Below are 3,801 nucleotides of genomic sequence, written 5' to 3'. Positions count from 1 at the left end.
GAACCAGACGCTGGCGCTGGTCGGCATCGGCGCCATACCGTGGCTCGGCAACGAACACACCGCACTCGGCAGCGTCCTGTTCGCCAATGTCTGGCACTGGCTGGGCTTCCCCACCCTGGTGCTGCTGGCCGGCATGCAGCGCGTCAGCAAGGAAGTCATCGAGGCTGCCCGTCTCGACGGCGCCGGCGACTATGTGCTGATGACCAGGATTATCTGGCCGCTGATTGCGCCGAGCGTCACCATCGTCACCATCCTGACCTTCATCGGCAGCTTCAACTGGTTCGAAATCCCCTATGTCATGGCTGGCCTCACCGGTTCGCCCGGCGGCGCGACAGATGTGCTCGGCCTCTATTTCTACCGCACCGCCTTCGGTTCGACGACGACCGGGATCCAGGATTTCGGCCAGGGCAGCGCGCTGGCCGTGATGATGTTCATCATCGTTGCAGGCGTCACTGCAATCGCGCTTCGCTACCTGCGCCGTCGCGAGATCGAGCTGTGAGCGCGACAGCCCGCACCGGGCAACCCGCCGAGTTGCTGAAGAATGGCGCCATCCAGCTGATGCTGGCGATCAACGCCGTCATCATGATCTATCCGCTGTTCGTCATGGCGATGTCGTCCTTCAAGACTAATGCCGAGATCTTCTCCTCGCCCTTCGCCCTGCCGGCGCACTTTTCGCTGGCCAATGCCGAGCGGGTGTGGAGCGAAACCAACTTCGTGCGCTACCTCGCCAACTCCGTCGGCATCACCATGGCCGCGGTCGCCCTCATCCTTCTGTTCAGCACCATGGCCGCCTATGCGATTGCCCGCTACCAGTTCAGGCTGAGCGCGCTGGTGCTGATGTTTTTCCTCAGCGGCATGACGGTGCCGCTCAAACTGGCGATCATTCCGCTGTTCATCCAGCTGGATTCGCTTGGGCTGGTCGACAGCTATGCCGGCCTGGTGCTGGTCTATGTCGCCATGGGCATTCCCTCAGCGGTGTTCATCATGACCGGCTTCCTCCGGACCTTGCCGCGCGAACTGGAAGAGTCCGCACGCATGGACGGCGCCAGCGAATTTCGCATCATGCGCTCGATCATGTTGCCGTTGGCGCGCCCGGCCCTGGTCATCGTCGCCATCCAGAACGCCGTGCCGATCTGGAACGACTTCTTCTTCCCGCTGGTGCTGATCACCTCGGACGAGCTCAAAACCTTGCCGCAGGGCCTCACCGTCTTCGTCGGTGAATTCACCACCGACTGGGGCGTGCTGTTCACCGGGCTCACTCTGGCGGCGCTGCCGATAACGCTGCTCTACATCGTGCTGTCGAAGCAGTTCATCTCCGGCATCACCCAAGGCGCGGTGAAATAGACTGCGGTCAAATAGACGAGGAAATCTTCAAGTGGCGAACCAGAACAAGATCATCATCACCTGCGCGGTTACCGGCTCGATCCACACGCCGTCCATGTCGCCGCATCTGCCGGTGAGCGCCCAAGAGATTGCCGATGCCGCGATCGGCGCGGCCGAGGCCGGCGCTGCCATCGTCCATCTGCATGCGCGCAACCCCGCCGACGGCCGGCCCGACCAGTCGACCGAGGCGTTTGCGCCCTTCCTGAAGGTGATCAAGCAACGCTCGGACTGCGTCATCAACATCACCACAGGCGGCGCCGCGACAATGAGCGTCGAGGAGCGCGTCAAGCCGGCGGCGACCTTTGCGCCGGAAGTTGCATCGCTCAACATGGGCTCGATGAATTTCGGCCTCTACCCAATGCTGGAGCGCTTCAAGACCTTCGAGCATGACTGGGAACGCCCCTATCTCGAAGGCTCGCGCGACCGCATCTTCCGCAACACCTTTGGCGACATCGAGCACATCCTGCGCACCTGCGCGCAAAACGGCACGCGTTTCGAGATCGAGTGCTACGACATCGGCCACCTCTACACGCTCGCCCATTTCGTTGAGCGCGGCCTGGTCAAGGCGCCGTTCTTCGTCCAGAGCGTGTTCGGCATATTGGGCGGCATCGGCACCCATCCGGAAGATGTCGCGCATATGAGGCGCACCGCCGACCGGCTGTTTGGACAGGACTACCACTGGTCGGTGCTGGGCGCCGGCCGCAGCCAGCTGCCGATCGCCACCCAGGCCATTGCGCTCGGCGGCAATGTGCGCGTCGGGCTGGAGGACTCGCTCTGGATCGGCAAGGGCCAACTGGCGAAATCCAATGCCGAGCAGGTGCGCAAGGTACGCCAGATCATCGAAGGGCTTGGCGCTTCGGTCGCCACCCCTGACGAGGCACGGCAGATCTTGCAGCTCAAGGGCGGCGACAAGGTCTCTTTCTAAGGAAAATACCAATGAGTGCGCTCACCATATCAGGTGTCGATAAGGCCTATGGCAAGGCGAAGGTCATCCACGGCGTGTCCGTCGACATCGCGTCGGGCGAATTCGTCATCCTGGTTGGCCCGTCCGGTTGCGGCAAGTCGACCTTGCTCAGGATGATCGCCGGCCTGGAAGACATCAGCGCCGGCGAGATCGCGCTCGAAGGCAAGGTTATCAACGATGTCGCGCCGAAATCGCGCGATATCGCCATGGTCTTCCAGAATTATGCGCTCTACCCGCACATGACGGTGCGTGAGAACATGGCCTTCGCACTGACGCTGAAGAAGATCGATAAAAGCGAGATCGACGCCAAGATTGCGCGTGCCGCGACGATCCTCGGACTGCAGGACTTGCTGGATCGTTATCCGCGCCAGCTTTCCGGCGGGCAGCGCCAGCGTGTCGCCATGGGCCGCGCTATCGTGCGCGACCCGAAGGTCTTTCTGTTCGACGAGCCACTCTCCAACCTCGACGCCAAGCTGCGCGTGCAGATGCGCGCCGAAATCAAGGCGCTGCACCAGCGCCTGGGAACCACCATCGTCTACGTCACCCACGACCAGGTCGAAGCCATGACTATGGCCGACAAGATCGTCGTCATGAATGGCGGCATCGTCGAACAGGTCGGCGCCCCGCTCGATCTCTACGACCGGCCGGCCAATCTGTTCGTTGCCCAGTTCATCGGCTCGCCGTCGATGAACATCCTGGACGGCCGCACCACTACGGACGGTTTTGTCGCCAGCGACGGCACGGTATTTCCGCTGCCTGCGTTGGGACAGGGCGAAAGTGCGCTTGCCTGGGGCATCCGGCCCGAACATCTCAAGCTCTCAGACAGCGGCGTGCCGGCGGTGGTCGAAGTGGTCGAGCCGACCGGCGCGGAAACCCTTGTCATGGCCAAAGCCGGCACCAACACCTTGAGCGCGTTGCTGCGCGAGCGGATTTCCGTGATGCCGGGCCAGAAGGTTTTCCTGGCGCCGGACCTCACCCAGTTGCATCTGTTCAACGCCAAGGGTCAGCGCATTATGCGGGTGCGGAACGCATCAAGGGTTATTCGGCAGATGAAATAATCGGCAGGCACTTTTCCCAATTCTATACTCTCGAGGACCGTGAGCGGGGCAGTCCGCAAAGTGCCCTGGAGATCGCCGCCCGTGAAGGGCGAGTTGAGCGCGAAGGCTGGCGTATACGCAAAGACGGAACTACGTTCTGGTCCCACGTGGTCATCGACGCCATTCGGCACGAGGATGGCGAACTCCTGGGGTTCGCGAAGATCACACGCGACATTACGGAGCGGAAGAAGGCGCAGGAGTCCTTGGATCAGGCCCGTGAGGCCCTTTTCCATTCACAAAAAATGGATGCGGTCGGCAAGCTAACGGGCGGCGTCGCCCACGATTTCAACAATTTGCTGATGGCGATTCTGGGAAGTCTTGAGCTGCTCCGCAAACGGCTTCCCGACGATCCACAAT

Annotated in this window: 4 protein-coding genes and 1 pseudogene; all 5 read left to right on the top strand. The window is 61.9% G+C overall.

The annotated features are described in order from the left end of the window. On the top strand, nt 1-499 hold a 499-nt coding region (locus tag EN925_RS26995), incomplete at its 5' end, for a sugar ABC transporter permease (RefSeq protein WP_164894412.1). Beyond that, nucleotides 496-1,344: a carbohydrate ABC transporter permease gene (locus EN925_RS26990; RefSeq protein ID WP_127369131.1), complete on the top strand. Its 849-nt coding sequence runs from the start codon at nt 496-498 to the stop codon at nt 1,342-1,344. The genes EN925_RS26995 and EN925_RS26990, both read left to right, overlap by 4 nt. A gap of 31 nt (nt 1,345-1,375) precedes the next feature. After that, entirely contained in the window at nt 1,376-2,308 is a 933-nt protein-coding gene (locus EN925_RS26985) for a 3-keto-5-aminohexanoate cleavage protein (protein WP_064994970.1), read from the top strand. A gap of 11 nt (nt 2,309-2,319) precedes the next feature. Beyond that, nucleotides 2,320-3,405: a sn-glycerol-3-phosphate ABC transporter ATP-binding protein UgpC gene (gene ugpC, locus EN925_RS26980; protein ID WP_127388569.1), complete on the top strand. Its 1,086-nt coding sequence runs from the start codon at nt 2,320-2,322 to the stop codon at nt 3,403-3,405. Continuing rightward, nucleotides 3,366-3,801, top strand: a pseudogene (locus EN925_RS26975) (PAS domain S-box protein); the annotation flags it as partial. The gene ugpC and the pseudogene EN925_RS26975, both read left to right, overlap by 40 nt.

Origin of the sequence: Mesorhizobium sp. M7A.F.Ca.US.006.04.2.1 (assembly GCF_004022915.1) — a bacterium.
Lineage (GTDB): Bacteria > Pseudomonadota > Alphaproteobacteria > Rhizobiales > Rhizobiaceae > Mesorhizobium > Mesorhizobium ciceri.
Note: the sequence above shows the minus strand (reverse complement) of the source record. Positions and strands in the feature narration are given on the sequence as shown.